Origin of the sequence: Nitrospirillum goiasense, from assembly GCF_034427435.1 — a bacterium.
GTDB lineage: Bacteria > Pseudomonadota > Alphaproteobacteria > Azospirillales > Azospirillaceae > Nitrospirillum.
Genome location: NZ_JAXQNP010000002.1, coordinates 119,859 through 146,270, shown reverse-complemented (window position 1 = coordinate 146,270; position 26,412 = coordinate 119,859). Strand labels below are relative to the sequence as shown.

General features: G+C 69.2%; 25 protein-coding genes and 4 tRNA genes. 14 read left to right on the top strand and 15 right to left on the bottom strand.

Going from position 1 to position 26,412, the window contains the following annotated elements:
• Positions 1-29: 29 nt before the first annotated feature.
• On the top strand, positions 30-797 hold the full coding sequence (locus ULB03_RS02995) for an alpha/beta fold hydrolase (RefSeq protein ID WP_322481817.1): 768 nt from the start codon (positions 30-32) through the stop codon (positions 795-797).
• Between the two features lie 16 nt (positions 798-813).
• Here ULB03_RS02995 and ULB03_RS02990 read toward each other — a convergent pair whose 3' ends face one another.
• From ULB03_RS02990 to ULB03_RS02975, 4 genes are all read right to left on the bottom strand, one after another.
• A complete protein-coding gene (locus tag ULB03_RS02990) occupies positions 814-2,151 on the bottom strand; it encodes an NAD(P)/FAD-dependent oxidoreductase (RefSeq protein WP_322481816.1) in 1,338 nt (445 codons plus the stop codon).
• Positions 2,152-2,227: 76 nt separating this feature from the next.
• Positions 2,228-3,703: a cryptochrome/photolyase family protein gene (locus tag ULB03_RS02985; protein ID WP_322481815.1), complete on the bottom strand. Its 1,476-nt coding sequence runs from the start codon at positions 3,701-3,703 to the stop codon at positions 2,228-2,230.
• 428 nt (positions 3,704-4,131) lie between these two features.
• Positions 4,132-4,866: a ligase-associated DNA damage response endonuclease PdeM gene (gene pdeM / locus ULB03_RS02980; protein WP_322481814.1), complete on the bottom strand. Its 735-nt coding sequence runs from the start codon at positions 4,864-4,866 to the stop codon at positions 4,132-4,134.
• Between the two features lie 21 nt (positions 4,867-4,887).
• Positions 4,888-5,868, bottom strand: a complete 981-nt coding sequence (locus ULB03_RS02975; RefSeq protein WP_322481813.1) for an AraC family transcriptional regulator — start codon at positions 5,866-5,868, stop codon at positions 4,888-4,890.
• A 159-nt stretch (positions 5,869-6,027) separates the two neighbouring features.
• On the opposite strand from ULB03_RS02975, the gene ULB03_RS02970 reads away from it, so the two are divergent.
• Complete coding sequence (locus ULB03_RS02970; protein ID WP_416211007.1) at positions 6,028-6,378, top strand: carboxymuconolactone decarboxylase family protein; 351 nt, start codon at positions 6,028-6,030, stop codon at positions 6,376-6,378.
• Between the two features lie 62 nt (positions 6,379-6,440).
• Here the strand turns inward: ULB03_RS02970 and ULB03_RS02965 are convergent, their stop codons facing one another.
• Positions 6,441-8,930, bottom strand: coding sequence for a ligase-associated DNA damage response DEXH box helicase (locus ULB03_RS02965; RefSeq protein ID WP_322481812.1), 2,490 nt, complete (start codon positions 8,928-8,930; stop codon positions 6,441-6,443).
• Between the two features lie 98 nt (positions 8,931-9,028).
• Here ULB03_RS02965 and ULB03_RS02960 point away from each other — a divergent pair, with 98 nt between their 5' ends.
• Positions 9,029-9,802 carry a 5'-methylthioadenosine/adenosylhomocysteine nucleosidase gene (locus ULB03_RS02960; RefSeq protein WP_322481811.1) on the top strand — a complete coding sequence of 258 codons (774 nt, stop codon included), beginning with the start codon at positions 9,029-9,031 and terminating at the stop codon, positions 9,800-9,802.
• A gap of 38 nt (positions 9,803-9,840) precedes the next feature.
• A complete protein-coding gene (locus ULB03_RS02955; protein WP_322481810.1) occupies positions 9,841-10,800 on the top strand; it encodes a pseudouridine-5'-phosphate glycosidase in 960 nt (319 codons plus the stop codon).
• Positions 10,801-10,810: 10 nt separating this feature from the next.
• On the opposite strand, the gene ULB03_RS02950 is transcribed toward ULB03_RS02955, so the two are convergent.
• The 8 genes from ULB03_RS02950 to ULB03_RS02915 all read right to left on the bottom strand — a co-directional run bounded on the left by ULB03_RS02950 (position 10,811) and on the right by ULB03_RS02915 (position 19,015).
• Entirely contained in the window at positions 10,811-11,968 is a 1,158-nt protein-coding gene (locus ULB03_RS02950) for a bactofilin family protein (protein WP_322481809.1), read from the bottom strand.
• A 146-nt stretch (positions 11,969-12,114) separates the two neighbouring features.
• Entirely contained in the window at positions 12,115-13,278 is a 1,164-nt protein-coding gene (locus ULB03_RS02945) for a succinylglutamate desuccinylase/aspartoacylase family protein (protein ID WP_322481808.1), read from the bottom strand.
• Positions 13,279-13,379: 101 nt separating this feature from the next.
• Complete coding sequence (locus ULB03_RS02940; RefSeq protein WP_322481807.1) at positions 13,380-13,844, bottom strand: helix-turn-helix domain-containing protein; 465 nt, start codon at positions 13,842-13,844, stop codon at positions 13,380-13,382.
• 169 nt (positions 13,845-14,013) lie between these two features.
• Positions 14,014-14,892 carry an N-carbamoylputrescine amidase gene (aguB, locus tag ULB03_RS02935; protein ID WP_322481806.1) on the bottom strand — a complete coding sequence of 293 codons (879 nt, stop codon included), beginning with the start codon at positions 14,890-14,892 and terminating at the stop codon, positions 14,014-14,016.
• 61 nt (positions 14,893-14,953) lie between these two features.
• On the bottom strand, positions 14,954-15,721 hold the full coding sequence (locus tag ULB03_RS02930; protein ID WP_322481805.1) for an ABC transporter ATP-binding protein: 768 nt from the start codon (positions 15,719-15,721) through the stop codon (positions 14,954-14,956).
• Between the two features lie 10 nt (positions 15,722-15,731).
• Positions 15,732-16,736: a FecCD family ABC transporter permease gene (locus tag ULB03_RS02925; RefSeq protein WP_322481804.1), complete on the bottom strand. Its 1,005-nt coding sequence runs from the start codon at positions 16,734-16,736 to the stop codon at positions 15,732-15,734.
• Complete coding sequence (locus ULB03_RS02920; RefSeq protein ID WP_322481803.1) at positions 16,733-17,596, bottom strand: ABC transporter substrate-binding protein; 864 nt, start codon at positions 17,594-17,596, stop codon at positions 16,733-16,735. Before ULB03_RS02920 ends, ULB03_RS02925 begins: the two co-directional genes overlap by 4 nt.
• A gap of 117 nt (positions 17,597-17,713) precedes the next feature.
• On the bottom strand, positions 17,714-19,015 hold the full coding sequence (locus tag ULB03_RS02915) for a pentapeptide repeat-containing protein (protein WP_322481802.1): 1,302 nt from the start codon (positions 19,013-19,015) through the stop codon (positions 17,714-17,716).
• 278 nt (positions 19,016-19,293) lie between these two features.
• On the opposite strand from ULB03_RS02915, the gene phoU reads away from it, so the two are divergent.
• Both phoU and ULB03_RS02905 read left to right on the top strand, forming a co-directional pair.
• Positions 19,294-20,022, top strand: coding sequence for a phosphate signaling complex protein PhoU (gene phoU / locus ULB03_RS02910; protein ID WP_322481801.1), 729 nt, complete (start codon positions 19,294-19,296; stop codon positions 20,020-20,022).
• A 120-nt stretch (positions 20,023-20,142) separates the two neighbouring features.
• Entirely contained in the window at positions 20,143-20,919 is a 777-nt protein-coding gene (locus ULB03_RS02905) for a hypothetical protein (protein ID WP_322481800.1), read from the top strand.
• Between the two features lie 61 nt (positions 20,920-20,980).
• Here ULB03_RS02905 and ULB03_RS02900 read toward each other — a convergent pair.
• Together ULB03_RS02900 and rlmB are read right to left on the bottom strand one after the other, a co-directional pair.
• Positions 20,981-21,056: transfer RNA gene (locus tag ULB03_RS02900), tRNA-Thr, on the bottom strand.
• Positions 21,057-21,099: 43 nt separating this feature from the next.
• Positions 21,100-22,080 (bottom strand): 23S rRNA (guanosine(2251)-2'-O)-methyltransferase RlmB, encoded by a 981-nt coding sequence (gene rlmB / locus ULB03_RS02895; RefSeq protein ID WP_322481799.1) that lies wholly within the window; start codon positions 22,078-22,080, stop codon positions 21,100-21,102.
• Between the two features lie 169 nt (positions 22,081-22,249).
• Here rlmB and ULB03_RS02890 point away from each other — a divergent pair.
• From ULB03_RS02890 to rplA, 8 genes are all read left to right on the top strand, one after another.
• Positions 22,250-22,335 (top strand) — tRNA-Tyr (locus ULB03_RS02890).
• A 97-nt stretch (positions 22,336-22,432) separates the two neighbouring features.
• Positions 22,433-22,506, top strand: a tRNA-Gly gene (locus ULB03_RS02885).
• Positions 22,507-22,571: 65 nt separating this feature from the next.
• Positions 22,572-23,762 (top strand): elongation factor Tu, encoded by a 1,191-nt coding sequence (tuf, locus tag ULB03_RS02880; RefSeq protein ID WP_322481798.1) that lies wholly within the window; start codon positions 22,572-22,574, stop codon positions 23,760-23,762.
• 373 nt (positions 23,763-24,135) lie between these two features.
• Positions 24,136-24,211, top strand: a tRNA-Trp gene (locus ULB03_RS02875).
• A 105-nt stretch (positions 24,212-24,316) separates the two neighbouring features.
• Positions 24,317-24,514: a preprotein translocase subunit SecE gene (gene secE / locus ULB03_RS02870; protein ID WP_145736506.1), complete on the top strand. Its 198-nt coding sequence runs from the start codon at positions 24,317-24,319 to the stop codon at positions 24,512-24,514.
• A 4-nt stretch (positions 24,515-24,518) separates the two neighbouring features.
• Positions 24,519-25,049 (top strand): transcription termination/antitermination protein NusG, encoded by a 531-nt coding sequence (gene nusG / locus ULB03_RS02865; protein ID WP_004271317.1) that lies wholly within the window; start codon positions 24,519-24,521, stop codon positions 25,047-25,049.
• Between the two features lie 165 nt (positions 25,050-25,214).
• Entirely contained in the window at positions 25,215-25,649 is a 435-nt protein-coding gene (rplK, locus tag ULB03_RS02860; RefSeq protein ID WP_040842373.1) for a 50S ribosomal protein L11, read from the top strand.
• Positions 25,646-26,353, top strand: coding sequence for a 50S ribosomal protein L1 (gene rplA, locus ULB03_RS02855; protein ID WP_416211005.1), 708 nt, complete (start codon positions 25,646-25,648; stop codon positions 26,351-26,353). Before rplK ends, rplA begins: the two co-directional genes overlap by 4 nt.
• The last annotated feature ends 59 nt before the right edge of the window (positions 26,354-26,412 follow it).

Here is a 26,412-nt window from a genome sequence, read left to right as displayed (position 1 = left end):
TTGGGGCCAGTCTCCTCAAAGCCGGATTCATGCCCGTGGCCCCGACCGATACCGCCGTCCAGTATTTCTTTGGCCATGACGGCCAGCGCCTGGCCTATCGGGAGGTGGGGCAGGGCCGGCCGCTGGTGCTGATCCACGGCTATTTCTCCACCGCCACCGTCAACTGGCTGAAATACGGCCACGCCGCCCGCATCGCCGAGCGCGGCTATCGCGTCATCATGCCGGACCTGCGGGCGCACGGCGATAGCGCCAAGCCGCATGAGGTGTCGGCCTACCCCCCCGATGTGCTGGCCGATGACGGCCTGGCCCTGGTGGAGCATCTGGGGCTGACCGACTATGACCTCGGGGGCTATTCCCTGGGTGGGCGCACCACCATGCGCATGCTGGCCCGTGGCGCCACCCCGGCCCGCGCCATCTGTGCCGGCATGGGACTGGCGGGGCTGACCCACACCGCCGGCCGGGGGGAGCATTTCCGCCGCATCCTGACCAACCTGGGCAGCTTTCAGCGCGGCACACCGGAATGGATGGCGGAGGCTTTCCTCAAGACGGTGGGCGGGGACCCGGTGGCCCTGCTGAACATCCTGGAAACCTTCGTCGACACGCCCGTGGGCGTGCTGGCGGGCCTGGACCTGCCCATCCTGGTCACTGCCGGGGCCCAGGACCAGGACAACGGCTCCGCCGCCGACCTGGTCGCCGCCCTGCCCAACGCCCGCTACACCGAAATCCCCGGCGACCACATGAGCGCCGTGACCAAGCCCGACCTGGGGCAGGCCATCGCGGACTTCCTGGCCGGCTGACGTTCACCCCGCCGCTTCATCCCGCCGCCGCCAAGTGCGCGCTGCCCCGGGGGCGGGCGTTGCGGCCGGCGGGGGAGGCGTCGGTGACCTGCCAGGGCCGCTGTGCGCCCAGCGACTCCGCCACCGCCAGGCCGGCCGACAGGCCATCCTCATGGAAGCCGTAGCCGCAATAGGCGCCGCAGAACCAGGTACGGCGCACGCCCTGGATCAGCCCCAGGTCCTGCTGCGCCGTCGCGGCGGCCAGGTCGAACATCGGGTGGTCGTAAATGAATTCCCGCACCTTCAGCGACGGGCGCGGCTCCACGATGGGGTTGAGGGTGACGAACAGTGGCACCCGCTTGTCCACCCCTTGCAGCAGGTTCATCCAGTAGGTGACGGACACCTTGGCGTCCCGGTCGCGGGTGCCGTTGGCGCTGTAGTTCCAGCTTGACCAGGCCTTGGGGCGGCGGGGCATCAGCAGCGGGTCGCGGTGCAGCACCGCCCGGTTCATCTGGTAACGGAAGGCGCCCAGGACGCGGCGCTCCTCCTCCGACGGGTCGACCAGCAGGGCCAGCGCCTGATCGGCGTGGGTGGCCACCACCACCTGCTCGAAACTGCCGCTCCACCCCTGGGCATCCTGGATGTGCACGGCGCCCGCCGTCCGCCGGATGGAGGAAATGGCGCGCCCCATGTGCACCCGCCCCTCCAGCGAGCGTGTCAGCCGGGTCACATAGGCGCGGCTGCCCCCCGTCACCGTCCGCCACTGCGGCCGGTCCTTCAGTTTCAGCAGGCCGTGGTTGCAGAAGAAGCGCACGAAGCTCTGCACCGGGAAGGACAGCATCTCCCCGATGGTGGAGGACCAGATGGCCGCCCCCATGGGCAGCAGGTGGTCGTAGATGAAGCGGTGGCCGTAGCGCTGCGCCACCAGGTATTCGCCCAGGGTCATGGCGGCGGCCGAGGGCTGGTCCAGCAGGGCCGGCGCCGTCTTGTAGAAGCGCAGGATGTCGCGCAGCATCAGGTGGTAGGTGGGCGACAGCAGGTTGCGCTTCTGGGCGAACATGCCGGCCAGGTTGGTGCCGGAATATTCCAGCTTGCCCCCGTCCAGCGTCACGGCGAAGGACATGTCGGAGGACTGGGTGGGCACGTCCAGATGCTCGAACAGGGCGACCAGGTTGGGGTAGGTGGCGGCGTTGTAGACGATGAAGCCCGTATCCACCGGCAGGGGATGGGCGCCGCGGCCGGGCACGTCCACGGTATTGGAATGGCCGCCCAGATAGCCGTTCTGTTCGAACAGGGTGACGTCGTGACCCTGGCGGGCCAGCAGCCAGGCGCAGCTCATGCCGGTGATGCCGGCGCCGATGATGGCGATCTTCATGCCCGCGCTCCTGCCGCCCGAAGGTCCGGTGTCCTGGTCATCCAATTGATCCCGCATCGGCATTTAATCCCAGCTGTCACTCGTTGTCGTCCTTGATCGCGGCGAACGTGTCCAGCGCCCGCTGGCGCGCCGCCTTATGGTCCACCACCGGGTGGGGATAGTCATGGCCCAGCCGCACGCCCGCCGCCCGCAGGGTGATCGGGTCCGCCGCCCACGGCTGGTGCAGCACGCTGTCGGGCAGGCCCGCCAGTTCCGGGACCCAGCGGCGGACATAGGCCCCCGCCGCGTCGAACTTCTCCCCCTGCAGCACGGGGTTGAACACCCGGAAATAGGGGGCGGCGTCGGCGCCGCAGCCAGCGATCCACTGCCAGCCGCCGGCGTTGTTGGCCAGGTCGGCATCCACCAGCGTGTCCCAGAACCACGCCTGGCCGGCGGTCCAGGGCAGCAGCAGGTGCTTCACCAGGAAGGAACCGACGATCATCCGCACCCGGTTGTGCATCCAGCCCGTGGCCCACAGCTCCCGCATGCCGGCGTCAACGATGGGATAGCCGGTGCGGCCCCGTTGCCAGGCTTCCAGGTGCTTGGCGTCCTCACGCCAGGCGAAGGCCTCGAACTTGGGGTTCAGCGGCCGCTCCGGCAGGTAGGGGAAGTGGTATAGCAGGTGGTGGCAGAACTCCCGCCAGCCCAGTTCGCGGAGGAAACCGGCCACGCCCTTGTCTTCATGGGTACTGTCGGCCCTGGCCATGGCCGCCGCCCAGATTTGACGGGGCGATATCTCGCCGTGGTGCAGGTGGGGCGACAGGCGCGATGTCCAGGGCTGGGCGGGATAATCGCGCCCCTCGGCATAGTTTCCCACGGCCGAATCCAGGAAGGCCGCCAGGCGTCGGGCGGCGCCCGCCTCACCGGGCGTCCAGGCGTCGCGCAGGCCGCCGGCCCAGTCGGGCTTGGTCGGCAGCAGGGCCCAGTCCGCCAGGCGGTCGCCATCGGGCGGGGTGGGCAGGGCTGCCAGCGCCGCCGGGGGCGGTAGGGGCGCGCCGGGGTTGAGCCCACCCTTCAACCCGTCCTTCACCGCCCTCCAGAACGGGGTGAACACCTTGTAGGGGCCGCCGCCCCCCGTCTTCACCGTCCAGGGCTCGGCCAGCAGGTTGGCCTGGAAGCTGTGGACCGTGACGTCCTCTGCCTTCAGGTCGGCCTTCAGCGCGCTGTCGCGGGCGGTGGCCTGGGGTTCGTAGCAGCGGTTCCAGACCACGGCGCCGGCGCCCACCTCGCGCACCAGGTCGCGCAAGACCACGTCCGGCCGGCCGCGCCGTAGCACCAGGGGGCAGCCCAGGCCCGCCAGCGCCGCGCCCAGGGACGACAGGCTGTGGTGCAGCCACCAGCGCGACGCGGCGCCGGGTGCCCAGGGGGCGGCGCCCTGGTCGTCCAGGATGTAGACGGGCACCACCGGCCGGCCGCTGTCGGCGGCATGGGTCAGCGCCGGATTGTCGGCCAGGCGGAGGTCCTGGCGGAACCAGACGACGATGGGGGCATGGGGGGCGGAGGCGGCGAACATCAGGCAAACCCTAGCAAATCTGCAACTGGCCGGCGGCAGGGGAGCGTTACAATAGCGGGCAAGAAAAACCTCTCCCTTCGAACCCGGCTATAGGCCTTTGAGTGGGTTTTCCAGGATGGCGGATCGATTGTCGCAGGACGATCCGCGTATGACAAAAGATACGTACCCGCCCGTCCGGTGGATCACCTCCATCGAGATCTACTCCCCACCCTATCCAGATGTATTGGCGTGCTTGTTTTTCCCCGGGGGGCTCCTATCTGTAACAGTGTCCGCTCGATAGTCCAGTTACCGGTTCCCCCATCCCGGCCTGGTTGCGCACCCCCCAAAGCGCGTTCAGCGGACGACCTAAGGGCGGCCCGGGTCCCCCCATCCCCGGGCCGCCCGTTTCCTTTTCTGGGGTCCCTATTTCTAAAGTCCCTGTCGATCAATCAGACCGTGCCGGTTCGCGGCCAGTCATCGCCCAGGATGTGGGCGGACTGGAAGGCGTAGCCGCGGTCCCGGTGCAGCAGCACGATGCTGAAGGCGCCGGGGAACAGCCGGCGCAACGCCGCGTCGCGCACATCCAGCCCGCCGGTGTAGGCGCCGAAGGCCGGCAGCACCAGGCGGTGGCCGTCGGTGATGAAGCAGCGCCCCCCCACCCGCCGTGCCCGGGTGGGTACGCTGGCCTTGGGGTGGTAGTGGCCGGAGATTTCGCCCGCGGTGGTGATGTCCTGCGCCTCATGCCGGAAAACCAGCGGGCCCTCCACCCAGTCGTCCACCACCTGTCCGCCCCAGTCCGGGGGTGGGGCCGGGTCGTGGTTGCCCACCACCCACAGCCAGTCATGGGCCTGGATCAGCCCGGCGAGGCGACGGCCGTCGTCGGCTGAGACGCGGGCGCCGGCGCGGGGGTCATGAAAGCTGTCACCCAGGCACAGCACGCGCCGGGGAGCCAGGCGGCGGCAGGTCGCCTCCAACCGCGCCAGCGTGGCCGCGGTGTCGTAGGGCGGCAGCAGGGTGCCGCGCGCCGCGAACGCCGATCCCTTTTCCAGGTGCAGGTCGGCCACCACCAGCAGGCCGCGGTCCGGCCAGAACAGGGCGCCGCTGGCGTCCGCCAGCACCGTGGCCCCGTTCACGGTCAGGGCGGTCTGGTCGCCGGCGCTGCCGGTGCCGAAACGGGCGTTCATGCGAAAAAGATCCCCATTCAGTCAGGCGCGCGCGGCGTCCCGGTAGTCCCCGGGGGCCGCATTGTAGTGGCGTTTGAAGGCGCGGCTGAACGCGCTTTCCGATTCATAGCCCACGCGGGCCGCCGTCTCCGCCAGCGACAGCCCCTCTGCCACCAGGTGGCGCACGGCCAGCGTCATGCGCACCTGGGCCAGGAAGGCCAGCGGGGCGGGGGCGCCGGCGGCGCGGAAGGCGCGCACCAGGGTGGCGCGGGAAAGATGGGCCTGCGCCGCCAACTCGTCCAGGGTCCAGGCCCGCGCCGGATCGCGCACCAGGGCCGCCACCACCCGCGCCGTGGCCGGGCGGGCCAGCAGGCCCGCCGCCTCCGCGCCCTCGCCATGGCCCGCCAGATGGCCGCGCAGGATCATGGTGAACAAGGCGCGGGCGAGATCGGTGGCGATGGCGCGGCCGCCGGGCCGGGGCAAGGCGACCTCATCCCGGATGGTTTCCACCAGCCGGGTCAGGCGCCGGCTTTCCTGGTGGTCGGCCGCCGTCAGGTGCACCGCCTCCGGCAGCAGGGCCAGCAGCGGGTTGTCCGCAACCCGCTCGAACGCGAATCGCCCGCAAATCAATTCCAGCGCGGGCGGGGCGACGGGACTGTCCGGCGGGACCGCCGACACCGCGTCGGGCAGGTCGCTGGTCCATTTGACCTCCACCACCCCGTTGTCGCGGCGGTTCAGCCTCGTTGTCGGGGTGGCAACGGCGCCGGCGGTGCGCACGGTGTGCCGCGCGCCATGCGGCAACAAAAGGACATCCCCAGCGGACAGGTGCAGAGTGCGCTCCAGGTCGGGCAGCAGCACCTGGGCGCTGCCGGCCGTCACGATGTGGAACGGCGCGAGCCCCAAGGGTTCGCGGGCATGGGGGGTGGACCAGCCGGGCCCGAACAGGCAGTGCTGCTCCACCAGGGGGCGCACCTGGATCAGGGGGGCCAGTGTGCTCAGCACGTCGTTGCGACCGTCGTCCATGGACTTTGCCTCACCCCGCCACCATTGATCCTGCCGGTCATGACCTCGATCCGCCCGGGCATTCAGCGCCGGCATCCCCGGCGCTACCTTTCAGACATCGAAACACACCGCGACCGGCGCCTCACCTGACGGCGCCTGCGGATTGAAAGGAAGCAGATCATGATGCTCGATTGGAACCAGTATCGTCAGCAGATCGGCGCCGGCGTCGGCGCCTATGCCAAGCTGAGCCCGGATACGGTCAAGGGCTATGTCACCATCAGCGGTGCCGGCCAGCACACCAACCACCTGGATGCCAAGACGCGGGAGCTGATCGCCCTGGCCGTGGCGGTGAGCGTGAAGTGCGACGGCTGTATCACCGTCCACACCGACGCCGCCATCAAGCACGGCGCCACCAAGGAGGAGATCGCCGAGGCCCTGGGCGTGGCCGTGGCCATCGGCGCCGGTGCCGCCCTGGTCTACACCACCCGGGTCATGGACGCCTACGACAGCCACCCGTCCAACGCCGGCTGACGGCGACGCTTCTCCAAACGGCGCGGGAGCGATCCTGCGCCGTTTTGGCGTTTGAGAGCCGCCTAAAACGGCAATAGCCCCTGGCCTTGCCGCATGGTCTTGGGCAGGGCCTCGGCCGCCAGTTCCTCGGCGGCCTCCTGCAACAGCACCTCGTCCGCCCGGCCCCCCACCATGACGCGGCCGATCTCCAGCAGCACGGGCACCGCCAGGGGGGAGATGCGGTCCAGCGCCATGTGGCGGATGTGCCCCTTCACGCGGGCCAGCATGTCGGCCAGCCGGCGCACGTCGGTCAGGCCGGCGGCGGCCTCGGCACGGGTGGCCTGCAGCAGCAGGTGGCCGGGGTCGTGGCGGCGCAGCACGTCGTAGATCAGGTCGGCGCTGACGGTCATCTGGCGCTTGGTCTTCTCTTCGCCCGGGTGGCGGCGCTCCAGCGTGCCGGCGATGGTGGCCACGGTCTGGAAGGTCCGGCGCAGCATGCTGGACTCGTCCATCCACTCCTCCAGGTCATCGCCCAGCATGTCCTCGGCGAACAGGGCGTCCATGTCCGTGACGGTGCTCAGCGACCAGATGGCCAGGACATAGTCGGTGGCGACGAACCCCAGCGGGTGGAGGCCCAGCCGTTCCATGCGGCGGGTCAGCAGCATGCCCAGGGTCTGGTGGGCGTTGCGGCCCTCGAAGGTGTAGGCCACCAGGAACTCCTTGCCGCCGCGCGGGAAGGTTTCCACCAGCAGGCCGGTGCGGTCGGGCAATGCTGAGACATAGCGCTGGATGCGCAGCCACTCCGCCACCTCCGGCGGCAGGTCGCGCCACTGGCCGGGATCGGCCAGCATGGCGCGCACCCGGTCGGCCAGATGGGTGGTCAGGGGCAGGCGGCCACCGGCGTAGACCGGCACCTTGGGCTGGCCCTGGCCGCCTTTGACCACGATGGCGGCGTTGTCGCGCATGCCGACGAAGCGCAGCAGCTGGCCGCCGAAGATGAAGGTGTCGCCCGGCACCAGGCCCTGGATGAAGTATTCCTCCACATCGCCGATGGAGCCGCCGTTGGACATTCGGACCTTGACCGTCGGCTCCTCCACGATGGTGCCGACGTTCAGGCGGTATTGCCGCGCCACCTGGTAGTTGGCCAGCTGCCACAAGCCATCCTCCCGCCGGCGCAGCCGCTGGAAGCGTTCATAGGCGCGCAGGGCGTAGCCGCCGGTGGCCACGAAATCCATCACCTGCTCGAACCGCTCCCGCGTCAGGCTGGCGTAGGGCGCGCAGCTGGCGACCTCGGCGAACAGGTGGTCGGCGTCGAAGGGCCCAGCGCAGGCGGTGCCCACGACATGCTGGGCCAGCACCTCCAGCCCGCCGGGGCGGGGTGGGTCGCCATCCAGGGTGCCGGCGCGCACGGCGTCGATGGCGGCCTTGCACTCCAGCACCTCGAACCGGTTGGCGGGAACGAGCAGGGCGCGGGAGGTCAGGTCGATGCGGTGGTTGGCGCGGCCGATGCGCTGCAGCAGGCGGCTGACGCCCTTGGGCGCGCCGATCTGCACCACCAGGTCCACGGCGGCCCAGTCGATGCCCAGGTCCAGCGAACTCGTGGCGACCACGGCGCGCAGTGATCCTCGCGCCATCGCCGCCTCCACCTTGCGGCGCTGCTCGGTCGACAGGCTGCCGTGGTGCAGGGCGATGGGCAGGGCGTCGGCGTTCACCCGCCACAGCTCCTGGAACACAAGTTCGGCCTGGGCACGGGTGTTCACGAAGATCAGGGTGGTGCCGCAGGCCTTCACCTGCTCATAGACGTCCGGCATGGTCTGCAGCGCCATGTGCCCGCCCCAGGGGATCTCCATGGTCAGCAGGATGCCCACCTCCGCCGGGGCGCCCGGGGCGCCGCGCACGATCTTGACCGGGGTCGCGGGGGCGATGGGATGGTGGGGCAGGGCCAGGTAATCGACCAGGGCCTGGGGATGGGCCACGGTGGCGGACAGGCCGACGCGGCGGGCGTTGGGCGCCAGGCTGGCCAGGCGTGCGAGGTGCAGGGCCAGCAGGTCGCCGCGCTTGCTGCCGGCCAGGGCGTGCAGTTCATCCACGATGATGGTGCGCAGGGTCCCGAACAGAGTCGCCGCCTCGGGATACGACAGCAGCAGCGCCAGGCTTTCCACCGTGGTCATCAGGATTTGCGGCGGGTGGGCGCGCTGGCGGCGGCGCTTGGCCTCCGGCGTGTCGCCGGTGCGCGTCTCCACCCGGATGGGCAGGCGCAGCTCCGCCACCGGCTGTTCCAGGTTGCGGGCGATGTCCACCGCCAGCGCCTTGAGGGGGGAGATGTAAAGGGTGTGCAGCCCCTCGCGCGGGCGTTCCGACAGGTCGATCAGGCTGGGCAGGAACCCCGCCAGCGTCTTGCCGCCGCCGGTGGGGGCGATCAGCAGCGTATGCTCCCCCCGCTGGGCGGCGCGCAGCATCTCCAGCTGGTGGGCGTGCGGCGTCCAGCCGCGATGGGCGAACCAGCCCGCGATGTTGGCGGGCAACAGCTCTGGATCTGGCCCTGGAACAGAGATTGGCGCGACAGGCGGCATGCCCTCAGGATATATGAGGTTCAGGCCCGGCGCCCGCCTTTGTGTGCACGGTGGGGATGCTGCCGGCCTCCTATGCGACTAAGGGGATCAAGTCCGACATGACCGAGCAGAAGGGTGGCCCGCTGGGGCTGATTTGCGCCATCCCGGAGGAAATCGCCCATTTCGGCGCGCATTTCCAGGCGGAGGAGACGCGCGTCATCGCCGGCTTCACCTTCCAGCAAGGCAGCATGGACGGCCGCCAAGTGGTGCTGGTGGAGGCGGGAATCGGCAAGGTCAACGCCGCCGTCGTCTCCACCCTGCTGCTGCAGGTGTTCGGTTGCCGCGCCCTGCTGTTCTCCGGCGTGGCCGGCGGGGTCGATCCGGCCCTGGCCATTGGCGACGTGGTGGTGGCGACCCGTCTGGTACAACACGATTACGGCGCCCTGGCGCAGGGCGAGCTGAAGGTCTATCAGCCCGGCGTCCCGCCCCTGCCGGGCTTCGATGAAACCCATGGTTATGACCTGGATCAGGGCCTGGAAGCCAAGGCGCGTGCAGCCTTGGACGGCCTGGTCCTGCCGGCCCTGTCGGCGGAAGCGACGGGCGGGGAGGCGCGGGTGCCCGGCATCCACTTCGGAACCGTGCTGACGGGCGACCAGTTCCTGAACTGCGAGACCTCGCGCGACCGGCTGTTCCGCACCTTCGCGGCGCAGGCGGTGGAGATGGAGGGCGCGTCCGTGGCCCAGGTGGCGACCCGCTGGGGTGTGCCCTACCTGGTGGTGCGCAGCCTCAGCGATCTGGCCGGGGCCGACAGCCACATGGACTTTCCCGCCTTCTGCCAGGCGGCGGCGGCCGGGGCGGCCGAGTTGATCCGGCGCCTGGCGGCGGTGCTGTAACGCCCGGCGGTTGAGGGCATGAACAAACGGGGGCGGGCATGCTGGAGTATTGCGTGATCAAGGGGGAGATCGCGGCCGCCATCAAGGCGGGCCGGGCGGTCGTCGCCCTGGAATCCACCGTGATCAGCCATGGGCTGCCCTATCCCGACAACATCGAGGCCGCCCGCGCCATGGAGGCGACGGTGCGGGCGCACGGTGCCGTGCCGGCCACCATCGCCATTCTGGACGGCCGCATTCGAATCGGCCTGGAGGCGGAGGATTTCGAGCGGCTGGCCGCTGGCGGCATCCGCAAGGTGAGCCGTCGCGACCTGCCCCTGGTGCTGGCGGCCGGTGGCGACGGCGCCACCACCGTGGCCGCCACCATGATCGCCGCCCGCCTGGCCGGCATTTCCGTTTTCGCCACCGGCGGCATCGGCGGCGTGCACCGGGGGGCGGAGACGACGCTGGACATCTCCGCCGACCTGGAGGAACTGGCCCGCACCGACGTGGCCGTGGTCTGCGCCGGTGCCAAGGCCATCCTGGACCTGCCCAAGACCCTGGAATACTTGGAGACACGGGGTGTGCCGGTGGTGGGCTACGGCACCGACAACTTCCCCGCCTTCTACACCGCCCAGTGCACCCTGCCGGTCGACAGCCGCTGTGACTCGGCGGACGACGTGGCCCGCATCCTGCGCGCCAAATGGCAGCTGGGCTTGAACGGCGGCGTCCTCATCGCCGTGCCCGTCCCGGAAGAGGCGGCGCTGGATGCCGAGGCCACGGAACAGGCCATCCGCCTGGCGGTGGCGGAGGCCGAAGGCCAGGGCGTGCGCGGCAAGGACTTGACCCCCTTCCTGCTGGCCCGCCTGGAGGAATTGACCGAGGGCGCCAGCCTGGTGGCCAACCGCGCCCTGTTGCTGAACAACGCCGCGGTGGCCGCCCAGATCGCCGTCGCCTATGCCACCCTGCGCCGGGAGACGACGTTGCCGCGCCGCCCGCCCGGCAAGCGGGCGCTGTACTGAGGGTGGCGGCTCAGTAGGCCGCCACCGGGCCCCGGCGGCGCAGGTGGCTGACCAGGCCGCCCAGGCCCATCATCAGCAGGCCGAACTTCACCAGCCCGCCCACGAAGGGGATGAGCTGCAGCACCGCCAGGATCAGCACCACCAGGGCGTAGCGGCGGATGCGGTCGCCCGGGCTGACTGGCGGGCCCCGGCGTTGGGTCACCATGTCGGCCAGGGCGAAGCCGGCCAGCGGCATGGCCACCATCAGCGCCAGGACATAGGCGAACCCCAGCACCAGGGCCACGGGGATGCCGATGATGGTGATCAGGCAGACCATGCTGAACAGCGGCACGCCCACCAGCAAAACCAGGCCCTTCACCGCGGCCGGGCCGGGGTCGCCGGCGATCCCGGCGGCGACGTTGGTGACGGCGCCGGGAAACAGGATGTAGAGCACGGCACCTACCAGCAGCATGCCGACGCCGAAGCTGATCATGCCGATGCCGCCGAACCAGGGCATCCAGATATGCCAGCCGCTGTGGTGGTTGCCCCGGGTGTCGGTGCCGCTTTCCTCATCGGCGTCCGCGTCGTGGTGGCGATGGCTTTTCACGCCGTCGCCTTTGTACTGCACCTTGCCCTCGATGTGGGCGCCGGCCGGCAGTTCCAGCGCCTGACCGCCGCTGAAGGTGACGTCGCCCATGATGTGGGCGCCGGGCTTCAGGATCAGCTTGCCGGAGGTGGCGTCGACATCGCCCATGATGGTGCCCGACACGGTGAGGTCGCCGCCCTTGACCGCCACGTCGCCCGTGACCGTGCCGTCCATCGTGACCTCGCCGCCCAGCAGCGTGGCGTCGCCGGACACGACGGAGCCCTTCACCATGTCGATGTTGCCGGCCACCAGCACCACGTCGCCACCCACCTGGCCGGACAGGGTGGTGCTGCCGGAGACGACGATGAGACTGTCGGCCACCGTGCCGTTGACGGTGGCGCTAGAACTGATCAGTACGGCGCTACCGGCCACGGTGCTGTTGAGCTGGACGCTGTCGCCCAGGGCGATGACCGAACCATCGGCCGCCTGGTCCACTACGATGTTGCGGCCCGTGTACCAGGCGGCATTGGCCGGGGCGGGCGCCATCGCCGCCAGCCCCGCCACCATGAGAGCGGCCAACGCCGCCCGAATTCCCCGCGCCATGATATCCCCGCGTTGACTCAGATGCCGCCGCGTGTGCGGCGGGTCTTCTCCCAGCACCAGTTTCCCTTGGAAGCGCGCCCAGGGGCAAGGGCCGCCCGCGTGCAGGGGCGGGGGACCATTATGAGGGACGGGACAGAAGGGCGAACTTAACGGGCCGTCAGCAGCCCGCTGCCTTCCTCGGCCAGGGGGCGATCGCCGGCGATGCTGGTGATGATGGCGCCGGCGGCGGTGTAGCGCTGCTCCGCCCGGGCCCAGACGATGCCGGGGGCGCGGGCGCGGGCGGGGTGGCGGATGCCGGTCACGGGGTCCACCACCTCCGCCACCGTCTGGCCCACGGCGACGGTGTCGCCCAGCGCCACGGTGTAGAGGACCACGCCGGCCACGGGGGCCCGCACCCGATCCACGCCGGCCAGGGGGGTGGCGTGGCAGGCGGGGGCGGGCGGGGCGGCCACGTCGCCCGCCAGCAGGCCGCGCCGGGTTAGGAACCGAATCAAGGCGTCGGCGTCGGTGGCGGCCTGGGCATCGTCCACGTCGCGGCGGCCGCGCAGCTCGATGGTGGCGGCCAGGCAGGCGGCGGGCAGGGGCGGTGCCCCGCCGGGCCGGCCGGTGGTCAGGCGGTTGCGCAGGCGCCACCACAGGCCGGAACAGGATTCGTCGAAGGGATTGCCGCCCGATTCCAGGGCCAGGAACACGGCGCGGCACCCCAGCTCCGCCATCAGGTCGCTGGCGTCCGGCCAGGATTCGGTGCCGGTATAGGCGTGCAGCAGGGCCTCGCTGTCGCAATGCAGGTCCAGCACGATGTCGGCGTCGATGGCCAGGCCCAGCAGGATTTTGCGCAGGCTGTCGGCTTCCGTCGCCGTCTCCCAGGCGGCGATGGCCTCCCGTGCGGCATGGCGGACCAGCGCGACGTTGGCGCCCGCGTCCGGGCCCAGGCGGTCCATCACCCGGTCGGCCACGGCGGCGGCCAGGTCGGGGAAATCGCGGTTGAAGTTGATGCCGTTGCTGAGCGCGAAGCGGCCGATGGCCGTGCCCAGCACGGCCTGCGACAGGCCGATGGGGTTGGCGTAGGGAACCAGGATGATGTCGCCCCGCACCCGGCCTTCCGCGTCCGCCGCGCGCAGGCGGGCCAGGATGTGCTGAGCCACCAGCAGGCCGGGGATCTCGTCGGCGTGCAAGGCCGCCTGGATATAGGCCTTGGGGCGGCCGGTTCCCGCATCGGCGGCGGCCGGGCCAAAGCGGTGGACCGTCACATTCCGCCGCGTTCCAGGGAAACCGTGGTCGAGGGCGATCTCTTCGGTGGTCAGCGGCATTTGGGCTTCGACGCGTGCGAGGGGGCCATAAGGCAACCGCCGGATGGGGAGGCCATCCGGCGGTCGGCAATATACCCTAAGACACGTGAAACTTTCAGGTCTTAGGCGTCTTCGTTTTCACGAGCGTCGCCACCCAGGGCCTTCAGCAGGTCGAAGGCGCGGCGGCGGACGGCGCCGTCCGGCACGCGGTAATAGGCGCGCACCAGCTCCAGCGTTTCCCGCCGGGCCATGGTCTCACCTTCCTCGCTGCCCAACGCGATGCGCGTGGCCTGCTCGGTCGCCGGCAGGTCTTCGAAGAAGTACCCGACGGGCACGCCCAGCACCTGCGAAAGGTTGAACAGCCGGCTGGCGCTGATGCGGTTCATGCCCCGCTCATACTTCTGTAGCTGCTGGAAGGTGATTCCAACGGCCTCGCCCAGGATCTCCTGGCTCAGGCCCAGCAAAGTACGGCGCAAGCGCAAGCGATTACCGACATGGATATCGATAGGATTGGGACCCTCGCCTCGCTTGGAAAGTGAGTACGCGGACGCAAGGGTACCGGTCACAGAGCTCTTTTGAGCACCCATTTGTATTGACCTCGATTTAACAACTGCCGCCCCTCGTTTATCGCAGAATCGCCTTTGGCAAAAGGATTTATCTGGGGATGCGGCAGTTGGGGCCAATGCGTGACGGCAATGTAATCGTTATTTGTTGGTTAATGCGCCATTTGCCCAATGAAATGGCAAGGATTTACCGTCAACCCCTGCGTGTGCGTCCATCCAGGGTCAACAGCGGCGCATACAGCTCTGGCCGACGGTCGCGGAACACCCCCCAGGACGACCGCATGGCCGCGATCTGGTCCAGATCGAAGGTGGCGGTCAGCACCGTCTCTTCCTCACGAGTCGCTTCCGCGACCTTCTCGCCCTTGGGGCCGGCGATGAAGGACGAGCCGTAGAAGGTGATGGCGCGGTCGTCATCCGGCTCGGTGCCCACCCGGTTGCTGGCCACCAGCGGCACCAGGTTGGCCCCGGCATGGCCCTGCATCACCCGCTGCCAGTGGTCGCGGCTGTCCAAAGTGGGGTCCTGCGGCTCCGAGCCGATGGCGGTGGGATAGAACAGGATCTCCGCCCCCTGCAGCGCCATGACGCGCGCGGCCTCCGGGAACCACTGGTCCCAGCAGATGGCCGTGCCGATGGTGGCGTAGCGGGTCTTGTAGACCTGGAAGCCGGTGTCGCCGGGGCTGAAATAGAACTTCTCCTGATAGCCGGGGCCATCGGGGATGTGGCTCTTGCGGTAGATGCCCAGGATGCTGCCGTCGGCGTCGATCATGGCCAGGGAATTGAAATAGACGGTGCCCGCCCGCTCGAAAAAGCTGGTGGGCAGGACGACCTGCAGCTCACGCGCCAACGCCGTGAAGCGGTTCAGCACGGGATGGCCATCCGCCGGGGCGGCGTGGGCGAAGTGCGCGGCCTTCTGGTTGATGCAGAAGTAGGGCGTCTCGAACAGTTCCTGCGGCAGGATGATCTGCGCGCCCTCGGCCGCGGCGCGGCGCACCAGCGCCTCCACCCGGTCGATGTTGCCGTCCTTGTTCCAGTCGCACCACGTCTGGGTGGCCGCCACCGTCACCTGTCGCATCGCGCGCTCCTTTTTCCGCAACCTGAAACCGGTCCCATCATAGCCGTCTTCGTGACAGGCACTAGCGCGTCACGAACACCGGCCGTCCCTCGACGCTGCCCGGGATGATGTCAACGCCATAAATGGTGCGCAGCAGCCCCGGTTCCAGCACCGCCTGGGGCGGGCCGTCCCCCGCCACCCGTCCGTCCTGCAGCACCACGACGCGGTCGCACCACTGGGCCGCCGCGTTCAGGTCGTGCAGCACCGCCAGCACGGCGCTTCCGTTCCCGTGGGCCCGCCGCCGCAGCAGGGACATGACCTGCACCTGGTGCAGCGGGTCCAGGCTGGCCGCCGGCTCATCCGCCAGCAGGACATCCGGCGCCGTCGCCAGCGCGCGGGCTAGCAGCACCCGCGCCCGCTCCCCGCCCGACAGGGTGGTGGCGACACGGTCGCGCAGGTGGGCGCAGTCGGCGTCGGCCATGGCCCGCTCCACGGCGTCGCGGTCGGCGGCGCCATCGGCGCGGAAGGGCCCCTGGTGGGGCAGCCGGCCCAGGCCCACCACATGGGCCACCGTCAGCGGCCAATGGATGTCCCGCTCCTGCGCCAGATAGGCCATCCGGCGGGCGCTGGCGCGGTCGGGCGGGCAGGGCAGGGGGCGGCCGTCCAACGCCACGCCGCCCCTGTCCGGCCGGCGCAGGCCCGCCAGGATGCGCATCAGGCTGGACTTGCCGGCGCCGTTGGGGCCGATCAGGCCGCAGACCTCCCCCGCCCGCAGCGCCAGCGATACGCCGTCCAGGATGGTCCGGCCGTCCAGGGCCAGGTGGATGTCATGGGCCTGCAACAGGGTCATGTCCAACCTCTCAGGCCAGCCGGCGGCGGGTGGCCAGCACCAGCCCCAGGAAAAACGGCGCGCCCAGCAGGGCGGTGACCACGCCCAGCTTCAGCTCCGGCCCCGGCCCGCCCAAACGCACCGCCGTGTCGGCCGCCAGCACCAGGCAGGCGCCGCCGGCGAAGCTGGGCAGAAGCAGGCGGCGGGGCTGGTGCCCGACCAGGGGGCGCAGCAGGTGCGGCACCACCAGGCCGACAAAGCCGATGGCGCCCGTCACGGCGACCGCGGCGCCCACGGCCAGCGCCGTGCCCACCACCACCCGGGCCCCCACCCGGCGCAGGGGAAATCCCAGGGACTGCGCCGTATCCTCCCCCAGTGACAGCGCGTCCAGCGCCGGACCGGCACTCAGCAGCAGGGCGGCGCCGACGCCGATGAAGGGCGCGGCCAGGTAGACCTGGTCCAAGGTCCGGTCGGCCAGCGAGCCCATCATCCAGAAGACGATTTCCGCCAAGGCATAGGGGTTGGGTGACAGGGACAGGGCCAGCGAGGTGGCGGCGCCGGCGAAGCTGCTGAGCGCGATGCCGGCCAGGATCAGCGTGAGGACGCCGACGCTGCGCCCCGCCAGCGCGAACAGCAGCGCCACGGCGATGAGCGCGCCGGCGATGCCGCCCAGGGGCACGGCCAGCGCCAGGCTGGTGGCCCAGCCGCTGTAGAAGACGATGACGGCTCCCAGCGCGGCGCAGGGCGATACACCGATGACCGCCGGCTCCGCCAGCGGGTTGCGCAGCATGCCCTGCAAGGCGGCTCCGGCCATGCCCAGGGCGCCCCCCACCAACAGGCCCAGCAGGGCGCGGGGCAGCCTAATCTCGGTGAAGATCACCCAGGCCATGCCGCCGGCGCCGCCGCGCCAATCGGCCCACACCCCCGCCAGCGACACGCCGCTGGCCCCGACGGAGAGGGAGGCGATGAACAGCGCGGCCGTCAGGGGTAGCAGTGCCCCCAGAGGATGACGACGAATCCACGGGGGCGGGGTCATGGCGTCCCTGCCCGCTGGCGGTTCAGCCAGTCCGTCCGGGCGCGGGCCAGCGCCTCCACCGCCTCCACCGTGTAGGGGCCGCCGCAGCCCAGCAGCGTCTCATCCAGGTGCGGGCGGCGGCTGGGCGGTATCGCCCGCAGCAGGGCGGGGTGGGCGATGAGGGCGCCGGACAGCGAGGGGTGCCGGTCCTCCGCCGTATCGGGCGCGCCGGTTATCAGCAGGTCGGGCGGGTCGGCCACGATTCCCTCCACCGTCAGATAGCCATAGCCGGTCATGCCCTTGGTGGCGGGATAGTTGGCCAGGCCGGCGGCATTCATGACGGCGGCGGTCAGGGTGCCGGCGCCGGAGGTGAAGGCGCCCGGCGCCAGCGATAGGGCGGTGGGCCGCCGGTCATCGGTGGGTGCCGCCGCCGCCAGGCGCCGGTCCATGTCCGCCAGTAGCGATTCGCCCGTCGCTGATTCGCCCAGCGCGGCGGCCACGGCGCGCACCTGGTCGCGAATTCCATCGAAATCGGCGATCAGGCCGACCTGTACGACAGGGATATGGTGGGCCTTGGCCATGCGCACCGCGGCCTGCGCCGTGTACCGTCCGGCCAGCACCAGATCCGGCTTCAGCGCCAGCAGCTCCTCCGCCCCGCCCTGGGTCAGCGGGATGCCGCCGATGCGCCCCGCGACGTAGGACAGCGTTGGGTCGGCCGCCAAGTGCGACAGGGCGGCGATGCGTCCGGGCGGCAGCAGCAGCGCCGCAAGCTGGTCGGTGCATAGGTTGAGGGAGACGACCCGCCGGGGCTGGGTGCTGGGGGGTGGGGCGCCGGTTGTCGGACCGCCCCATGCTGGCACCCAGGCCGGCGCCACTGCCATCAGGGCCAACGCGGCCAATGCCGCCCGCCGGGCTATCCTGCTTCCTCTCACGACGTCCCCGCCTCCAGATCAGCGGCTATGCTTAATGGCGGCCACGGCGCCAGGGAAGCGGGACGCTCAATCGTCGTCGTCGTCGATCAAGGCGGGCATGGCGGCGCCATCGAGGAGCGCACCCTCCAGCAGGGCGCCGCGCAGGTTGGCGTCGATCAGGTTCGCGCCGCTGAGGTCGGCGCCGCGCAGGTCCGCGCCCGACAGGTTGGCGCTGCGCAGGTTGGCGCGTTGCAGGCTGGCCTTCATCAACTGGGCGTCCGCCAGGTTCGCGGGCCACAGTCGCCCGATGGGGCGGCCGTCCGGCCCCTTGATGTCGACTGAACCGATCTCCGCCCCATCCAGCTTGGCGCCGGTCAGGTCGGTGCCGCGCAGGCTGACGCCGTCCAGGGTGGCACCGGTCAGGTCGGCGCCGCGCAGGTCCGCGCCGGCCAGGTCGGACATGATGAACAAGGCGTCGCACAGCTTGGCGCCCACCAGCTTGGCGCCCTTCAGGTCGGCGCCGCTGAGGTTCACGCCTTTCAGGTCGATGTGGCTCAAATCCTCGCCCATCAGCTCCGCCCGGATGCCCTTGGCGCCATTGCTCAGGATCCAGGTGCGGTGGTGGCCCAGCGCCTTCTGGATCTTTTCCGAGAAATTCTCCGACCCCCGGGCCAGGTTGGCGCCGGTGGTGTCCACGCCGGTCAGGTCCACCCCCTCCAGGTTGGCGCCCGTCAGGTCGGCGTTCATTAGGTTGGCGCCGGCCAGGGTGGCACCCGCCAGACGGCAGTCCCGCAGCACCGCCCCCGTCAGGTTGCTGCCCGACAGGTTGACGCCGCGCATGTCGCAGCCGGTGAAGTTGGCGGACTTCAGCACCGATTTGGCCAGATTGCAGCCGGACAACTGGGCGCCGGAGCAGTCGGCGCCGACCATGCTGGTCTCGCTGAGATCGGCGCCCGCCAGGTTGGCGCTGGACAGCAGGGCGTCGTCCATGTCGGCGCCGCGCAGATCGGACTGTTGCATGCTGACCTGGCCGGGGCCCCGGCGGTCCAGCAGCGCGCCGCCGCGCAGGTCGGCTTCCCGCAGGATGGCGCCCTTCAAGCGGGCGCCGCGCATGTGGGCGCCGCGCAGGTCGGCGCGGTACAGGTTGGCGTTGATCAGCACGGCGCGGGTCAGCCTGGCGGCGAACAGGTCGGCCATGCTGAGGTTGGCGGAGGTGAAGTCGCAGCCGGTGAGGTTGGCGCCCGACAGCTTGGCGGACTGCAGGTTCATGCCGGAGAAGGTGGCGCCCTGCAAGTCGACCAGCGGCAGCATGGCGCGGGCGCCGCCCGTCTTCCGCTTCAGCCAGCGGTCGTGCTTTTCCAGGACGGCGATCAATTCGTGCGGTGTCATGCCCCGGTCGGGCCTCTCAGCGGCAATCGTGAATTTGCGGGCAGTCTGTATTTCTTTTGGACTGCTTACAACAAAACATCCTATCCCTTTGCTAAGAAACCATTGACGCTGGCACCGCTTGGGCCAAGCTAGGGCGTGAATCGGCGGCCCGCGTCGCCGGTAATGGGGGCCGGTAATAGGGGATGCTACCCCTGCGGGGTGGGGTCTTGGCCCCATGGGATTATCCGCGGCCCCCGACCGGAGTGTCGTCAATTATTCGGTTTAAGGAAGAACAGCGAATGTCGACCGGCCATATCGTGACGTCCTATGACGAAGAACTGGCCCAACTCCACCGCGCCATCACGGAGATGGGGCGGCTGGCCTCCTCCCAGCTCAGCCGCGCCCTGAAGGCGACGCTGGACAGGGATGGCGATCTGGCGGCAGCGGTCATGGCGGACGACGACAAGATCGACGCCCTGGAGAAGCGCATCGAAGAGCAGACGCTGAAGGTGCTGGCGCTGAGGGCGCCGGTGGGCAGCGACCTGCGCGAGGTGGTGGCGGCGCTGAAGATCTCCAACAATCTGGAACGCATCGGCGATTTCGCGGCCAATGTGGCCAAGCGCTCGCTGGCGCTGAACCAGATGCCGGAGGTGGAGTTGACCCGGTCGCTGCGCCGCATCGGCGACGCCGCCAACGACATGCTGACCCGGGTGGTGACGGCCTATGCCGACAGCGACGCGGCGGCGGCCCTGGCGGTGCGCGACGCCGACAGCGAGGTGGACCTGGCCTATACCGCCCTGTTCCGCGAGCTGCTGACCTACATGATGGAAGCGCCGCAGCGCATCACCGCCTGCACCCACCTGATGTTCGCGGCCAAGAATCTGGAGCGGATCGGCGACCACGCCACCAACATCGCCGAGACGCTGTGCTTCCAGGTGCTGGGGCAGGCGCCGGCGGGGGAGCGCGCCAAGGGCGACGACAGCGCGCTGACCATCCTGACGCCCGCTGGCGGTGCGCCGGCGGTGTGATCGCCTGGCGCGGCACGGCGTTTGCTTGATTGACGGCGTGGGCTCGCCCGGCGGCGGGCCCCATGGTCATAGCGGGCCCGCGTGATGGCGGGCCTCCAGGTCAGAATCGAGCCGCCAGAGATGAACCGCCCCATGTTCCGCGCCATCCCTCCCTTCCGGTCATGTCTTCGTGCGCGTGCCTTGCCGGCGGCGGCGCTCTGCGGTTTGGCGCTGGCGGGGGCGTTGCTGTCCGGCTGCTCGGAACGGCCGGTGGCCGCCAGTTTCGTCACGGCGCCGCAGTACAAGATGGAAACGGCGGCGCACTGGATCCTGGTGTCCAAGGACGTGGCCTCGGCAGTTTCCGCCTATCTTCAGGAACAGACGGGGCAAAAACCGCCGGTGCAGGTGTACCTCACCCGGCATGGCGATTCCCCGTTCGCGGACGCCTTCCAGCAGGCGGTCACCACCGCCTTTGTCCAGAACGGGCACGCCGTGGCCATGGAGCCCAAGCCCGACGTGACGCTGGTGTCCATCGATGTCAACGTCATCGCCCATCCCAGGTTCACCAACGCCAACCGTAGCGTCCCCGGGCCGCTGACCGCCCTGGGGGCGGGGGTGGCCGTGGGCAAGCTGATGCTGGATGCCATTCCCTGGGGAATCACGGCGGCGGCCGGCGGCCTGGCGCTGGACGCGGCCCTGGCCTCGGTGGACAGCACCTCCACCGAACTCATGCTGACCGTGTCGATCAGCCGGGATGGCTATTACATCTACCGGTCGCAGGCGGTCTATTACGTGAATGACGACGCGCTGGCCGACTATGTCGTGGGACCGGGTGGCGGCCGTTATCGCAGCTTCAACGAGGTGCCGGCCGGCAACATCGGGCTGGACCTGGGGCACAAGCCTTACGTGATTCGCTGAGTGCGTCCCCCGGGCGTCCCCTGCGCGTCCCTCGGCGCCCGGCGCGGGAGGGACGGGGAACTGGTGCCGGCTGCGAGACTTGAACTCGCGACCTACCGCTTACAAGGCGGTTGCTCTACCAACTGAGCTAAGCCGGCATCCAGGGCCGCCGGGTGGCCCGGCGGCGTGCGCGGGCAGACCTTAGCGTCGCCGCGCGACCTCGTAAAGCGCCACGGCGGCCGCGTTCGACACATTCAGGCTACCGATGGGCGGCTGCGTGGGCAGATGGGCCAGCGCATCGCAGCGTTCCATGGTCAGGCGCCGCAGGCCGTCGCCCTCGGACCCCATGACGACGGCGACGCGCCCCGGGAAGTCCAGCGCGTGCAGGGGCTTGGGCCCCGATTCGGCCAGGCCGACGCAGAAGAATCCGCCGTCCTGCAACTCCGTGAGCGCGCGGGACAGGTTGGTCACCCGCACCAGGGGCACCACCTCCAGCGCGCCCGAGGCGGTCTTGGCCAGCACCCCGGTCACCTCCGGCGCGTGCCGATCCTGGACGATGACGGCCTTGGCGCCGAAGGCGGCGGCGGACCGCAGGATGGCGCCGACGTTGTGGGGGTCGGTCACCTGGTCCAGGACCACCACCATGTCCGTCTCACCGCAGGCGCGGTCGACGTCGGCGATGTCCAGCTCGGGCAGGGGGCTGGCGTCCAGCACCAGGCCCTGGTGCACGGCGCCGGCCGGCAGCAGGCGGTCCAGCGCCTCGCGCTCCACCACCGTGGGCTCCGGCCGGGCGAGGCCGGCGGCCTTGGCCTGGGCGAAGGCCTCGGTCATCAGCTCCAGGCCGGCCGGCGTGGCCAGCAGGGCCTTGCAGCGCCGTTCGGGGTTGGTCCAGGCGGCCACCACCGGGTGCTGGCCATAGAGCATGCCCGGCTTGGGGGCCACCTTGCCGGGCGCGGGCTTCTTGGCCGCGCCGCGCGGTTCGCCACGGGGCTCGCCACGCGTTTCGGTGCGCGCCTCGTGCGCACGGGCGCGCTCGCCCGCCGGGACGTTGCCCTTGGGCGCGGCACCTTTGGGCGTGGCGGGCCGGCCGCCATCGCGGGGCGGGCGGGGGGAATTGGGGGCTGAGGGGCCGTTGCCGCCGGTGCGGGACGGGCCCTGGTTTGAAAATCCAGATCGCTTCATGGTGCCATCCTTAGCGCCAAGCGGTGCAGGCTTGCCACTGCTTTCCGCAGGCATGGCACCCTTGTGCAGCAGTCTTTTCATCCGACCAACATTTCCCCGTTGACAGGAGGGGGTCGAAACGCCTACCCACCTGTCCACCGTTTTCGACCCCGGTCGGACACGCGGCGACGGAAGGGTGGCCGAGTGGTTAAAGGCAGCAGACTGTAAATCTGCCCGCGTTAGCGTACGTAGGTTCGAATCCTACCCCTTCCACCATTTTGCCGGTAAAACCGCCCCCCAGGGATGAGGGGTGGGTTTACTGGTTCCCCGCGTGCGCGAAGCAGTTCCGGGGTATGGAGCGGCAGAGACTTAGGCGGGTGTAGCTCAATGGTAGAGCAGAAGCCTTCCAAGCTTACGACGGGGGTTCGATTCCCCTCACCCGCTCCAGTACAAAGCTCCACGCGAAATCCTAAAGCTTAACTTCAGACTGTCAGGCAAAGGCGGATAAGACCATGGCCAAGGCGAAATTTGAGCGCACCAAGCCGCACTGCAACATCGGCACGATCGGTCACGTTGACCATGGCAAGACGTCGCTGACGGCTGCGATCACGAAGGTGCTGGCTGAGACCGGTGGCGCGACGTTCACCGCGTACGACCAGATCGACAAGGCGCCGGAAGAGAAGGCGCGTGGCATCACGATCTCGACCGCCCACGTCGAGTACGAGACGTCCAACCGTCACTACGCCCACGTCGACTGCCCCGGCCACGCCGACTATGTGAAGAACATGATCACCGGCGCCGCGCAGATGGACGGCGCGATCCTGGTCGTGTCCGCCGCCGACGGCCCGATGCCGCAGACCCGCGAGCACATCCTGCTGGCCCGTCAGGTCGGTGTGCCGGCTCTGGTGGTGTTCATGAACAAGGTCGACATGGTCGACGACCCCGAGCTGCTGGAGCTGGTGGAGCTGGAAGTGCGCGAGCTGCTGAGCAGCTACGACTTCCCTGGCGACGACATTCCGATCGTGAAGGGCTCCGCCCTGTGCGCCCTGGAAGACCGCAGCCCCGAGATTGGCAAGGAAGCCATCCTGGAGCTGATGAAGCAGGTCGACGCCTACATCCCGCAGCCGGAGCGTCCGGTTGACAAGCCCTTCCTGATGCCGATCGAAGACGTGTTCTCGATCTCTGGCCGCGGCACCGTGGTGACCGGCCGTGTCGAGCGCGGCATCGTGAAGGTGGGCGAGGAAATCGAGATCGTAGGCCTGAAGACCACGGTCAAGACGACCGTGACCGGCGTTGAGATGTTCCGCAAGCTGCTGGACCAGGGCCAGGCTGGCGACAACATCGGCGCGCTGCTGCGCGGCACGAAGCGTGAAGACGTCGAGCGCGGCCAGGTCCTGGCCAAGCCCGGCTCGATCACCCCGCACACCAAGTTCGTGGCCGAAGCCTACATCCTGACGAAGGAAGAAGGCGGCCGTCACACCCCGTTCTTCACCAACTACCGTCCCCAGTTCTACTTCCGCACCACGGACGTGACGGGCATGGTCTCGCTGCCGGAAGGCACCGAGATGGTGATGCCGGGCGACAACGTGCAGGTGACCGTGGAGCTGATCGCCCCGATCGCCATGGACGAAGGCCTGCGCTTCGCCATCCGTGAAGGCGGCCGCACCGTCGGCGCCGGCGTGGTCGCGAAGATCATCGCCTAAGGTCCACTCTCGGGGTCCTGCGGGTTGTCGCGCGTGCGCGGCCATCCGTAGACGCTTGGGTGTACCCATGTGTTTTGGTGAGGGGTGCCCCCGGTCCGCCGGCGGCACCCCTTTCCTTTAAGTAGGGGAGGGTCGTCGGAGGCCCTGTGGCCGCCGTCCGGGGCAACGCGGAAAGGTTCGGCCAAACCCCTGTAAACACCGCTCTTTTTCGGCCCTGTGGGCTGTATCTCGAGGGTGTGGCCGGGTCACCGGCCGCTTGTTCTGACGCAGGTCAGCCCCGCATACGAGGGGCATGCTGTTTTATCTGGACAAGCGGTTCCGAATGGTGAATAAACCGGCGCTCCGAGACGCGGGAAACTGCGGCCGGCGACGTAGGAGTGTAGCTCAATTGGTAGAGCACCGGTCTCCAAAACCGGGGGTTGGGGGTTCGATCCCCTCCACTCCTGCCACGTCGCCCCGCTGAAGACCCTGTCCGGACGGCCCTTGGGGCCGGGCGACGGCAGCGATGCCGCAGCAGTATGACGAGTAGCTCTGAACGTGGTGGCGTAGCCCTTATGGCGAAGACCAGTCCTGCCCAGTTTGTGCGCGAGGTGCGCCGTGAAATCGCCAAGGTGACGTGGCCGACCCGCAAGGAAACGGTCATCTCCACCTGGATGGTGTTTCTCATGGTCATCGTCGCGTCTCTGTTCTTCCTGGCGGTCGATCAGATCATCGCGTTCGCTGTCCGCCTCGTTTTCGGTATCGGAGGCTAAGGTCATGGCCGCTCGTTGGTACGTCGTTCACGTTTATTCCGGATTCGAAAAGAAGGTCTCTCAGTCGATTCGTGAGAAGGCCGCCCAGAAGGGTCTGGAAGATCAGTTCGAGGAAATCCTCGTCCCGACCGAAGAGGTCGTCGAGGTGCGCCGCGGCGCCAAGGTGAACTCCGAACGGAAGTTCTTTCCCGGCTACGTGCTGGTGAAGATGGAGCTGACGGACGAGAGCTGGCACCTGGTGAAGAACGCGCCGAAGGTGACGGGTTTCCTGGGTGGCGGTGGCAAGCCGCAGCCCATCAGCGAGGCGGAAGCCTTGCGCATCATGAACCAGGTCCAGGAAGGGATCGAGCGGCCCAAGCCCTCCATCCACTTCGAAGTGGGCGAGAACGTGCGTGTCACGGACGGCCCCTTCACCTCGTTCACCGGCCTCATCGAAGAGGTCGACGAGGACAAGGCGCGGGTCAAGGTGGCGGTGTCCATCTTCGGCCGTGCGACCCCCGTCGAGCTCGAGTACGCGCAGGTCGAAAAGATTTAAGCGGGACGGCGCCCAACCCTCTTGGAAGGTTGGGCGTCTTCCCATTCCCCGCGTGGGAGGCGAGCCCGAACGCAAGTCCATGGGGCGGACCGAACCACGCATCCCGCAGATCCGGGTGGCGCCCCTTGGTTGGGGTTCCGTCCGGATTGTTGTTGAGGACGTATCATGGCGAAGAAGATCGTCGGTTATATCAAGTTGCAGGTGCCGGCCGGCAAGGCCAACCCGTCGCCGCCCATCGGCCCGGCGCTGGGTCAGCGCGGCCTGAACATCATGGAATTCGTGAAGGCCTTCAACGCGAAGACGGCCGACCTGGAGCAGGGCATGCCCATCCCGGTCGTGATCACCGCCTACGGTGACCGCACCTTCACGTTCGTCACCAAGACCCCGCCGAACACCTACTTCCTGAAGAAGGCCGCCGGCATCACCAAGGGCGCTGTCCAGGTGGGCAAGGGCGCCGCGGTGGGCAAGGTGAAGATGTCGCAGATCCGCGAAATCGCTAAGACGAAGATGCCGGACCTGAACGCGAACGACATCGAGGCGGCTGCCAGCATGCTGGTCGGCTCGGCCCGTTCCATGGGCCTGGAAGTGGTGGAGGATTGATCATGGCCGGCAAGCGTCTCAAGAAGGCTAACGCCACCGTCGACCGGAACAAGTTCTACGCCCTGGACGAGGCCGTCCAGTCGGTGAAGGGCAACGCCACCGCCAAGTTCGACGAGACCGTCGAAATCGCCATGAACCTGGGCATCGACCCGCGTCATGCCGACCAGATGGTCCGCGGCATGGTCCAGCTGCCCAACGGCACTGGCAAGACCGTTCGCGTCGCCGTGTTCGCCCGTGGCGCCAAGGCTGACGAAGCCCTGGCCGCCGGCGCGGAGCTGGTGGGTGCGGAAGACCTGGCCGACAAGATCCAGGCGGGCGAGATGAACTTCGACCGCTGCATCGCCACCCCGGACATGATGGCCCTGGTCGGCCGTCTGGGTAAGGTGCTGGGCCCGCGCGGCCTGATGCCGAACCCGAAGCTGGGCACCGTGACGATGAACGTCGGCGAGGCCGTGAAGTCCGCCAAGGGCGGCTCGGTCGAGTTCCGCGCCGAGAAGACCGGTATCGTCCACGCCGGCGTGGGCAAGGCCAGCTTCAGCCAGGAAGCCCTGGCCGAGAACATCAAGGCCTTCGTTGGCGCCATCAACCGCGCCAAGCCGACGGGCGCCAAGGGCACCTACATCGAGAAGGTCAGCCTGAGCTCCTCCATGGGCCCGGGTCTGAAGCTCGACGTCGCCGCCCTGGTCGCGTCGATCTCGGCCTAAGGCTGAAGAGAGTTTCCGTCCAAGCCGTCCGGTTCTCTCGGGAAGCGGACGGTGCGGTC